Source organism: Duganella sp. CF458, from assembly GCF_900113115.1.
GTDB lineage: Bacteria > Pseudomonadota > Gammaproteobacteria > Burkholderiales > Burkholderiaceae_D > Rugamonas.
This window is the reverse complement of sequence record NZ_FOOF01000055.1, coordinates 1-1,421: the sequence shown is the minus strand read 5'-3', so window position 1 is coordinate 1,421 and position 1,421 is coordinate 1. Positions and strand designations below refer to the sequence as shown.

The 1,421-nt window shown below is 54.8% G+C and carries 1 protein-coding gene; it reads right to left on the bottom strand.

Going from position 1 to position 1,421, the window contains the following annotated elements; all coding sequences use genetic code 11:
* Positions 1-57: 57 nt before the first annotated feature.
* Positions 58-642 (bottom strand): hypothetical protein, encoded by a 585-nt coding sequence (locus tag BM269_RS28910; protein ID WP_090446057.1) that lies wholly within the window; start codon positions 640-642, stop codon positions 58-60.
* Positions 643-1,421: the final 779 nt, after the last annotated feature.

Genomic DNA, 1,421 nt, shown 5'->3' with positions numbered 1-1,421 from the left:
CGTTTGACATGAGAGGCGTGACCCGGCTTGCCGGGGCACGTCCTCTCGATGGAATGGTTAGGCGGCTGGTGCGACACGTTGCGACTGCAGCGTGGCCAACAGGGCCGGTAGGTTGTCGAGGGGAAGCATTGCGCCTTTGTTGAGGGCTCGGCCTCCAGCAATGACATTGACTGTGTGCCGCAGGTCAGGACAGTAGTTGAAGTACAGGCTTGTGCTACCAGGTGGATCGAAAGTTACACCCACCGAGAGCACTTCATATTTGCACTGCCCGACTTTGGTCCGTTGCCTGCTATGAACCTTGATGGCCGTCGTTTCGACTCTTTGAACTTTCCCCGAGAAGGTGACTTCCATCTTGTATTCGTGCTCGTCACCCACCTCAAGAGGGAAGAAGGCCGCAAGATCTGTGAGCGGCCTGTATGTGATCTCGTTGCCTGAGCTACCACTTTGCATTGTGACAAGTCCTTTGTAGAGGATCTCGTCGTCGACGCTGCCCGATTTTCGGTAGCGAGTGACCTTTGTCAAATCATTCTCTAGGAATCGCACCTCCACCAATCCATTGGGCAAATGGCTCACTACGAAGCCGTCAGGATTTTCCTCGTATGAGGGGCAGAACGTAGCCGAGTAGGTGTCTTGGTGGGTCATCGGTTCATGGGTGGAATGAGTTTGAGCCGCCTAACGTTCGACGTAAGGGGCGGCCCGCTAGCAGGACGTCCCCTTGACGGAGGGGTTAGGGGACACCGAAGGCACTGCTGTTCGAGGCTTAGAAATCCGCGAAGTGCTCCGTAGCGCCGGGCACGCCGATCGGCCACATGATCCCCGATTTGGGGCGTTCTCCCATATCTTCGACAGTAAACGAGACTGCATCGCTTGCGCGAATGTAGCGAACGACATAGACGTGGGTAGGCTTCATGTCTTTGACGGCTACGTCTAGATCGACGAACTTCAGCTTTGACGCCGTTTGACCCGGGCTCGAAAGTAGCACTAGATCGCTCTGATATCTGATGACGAACCTATGATCGCCGGGCGCGAGCCGCGCCCAGAGAGGGCAACCATAGTTCCAATCACAGGTTACGTCTTGCCCATCGATCTTCCGTACGGTGGCAAGAAAATGCGGAGTTCCTTGCCTATCCATTGCTATGAGCACTGTGGTATCGCTCTTTTGCATTGAGGGCGGATGAGCGGCATATGGAGTCAGCGACGGATGGGGGCCCGCTGCGCAACCTGAGAGACCGCTGAGTACGAGAAGGGCAAGAGTAGATTTGCGCATGCTTCAAGCTTTCTTTGCAAGGGAGGATTAGTGTCCCCTAACGCGTTATTGATCGCAAAATACCGAGTTAACTTGGGCGTCTGCGATATAACATCCCTTGTCATTGACTAAGGAAACCCTTCACCGGCGGGGCTTCTTTAGGATTCACTGCGTT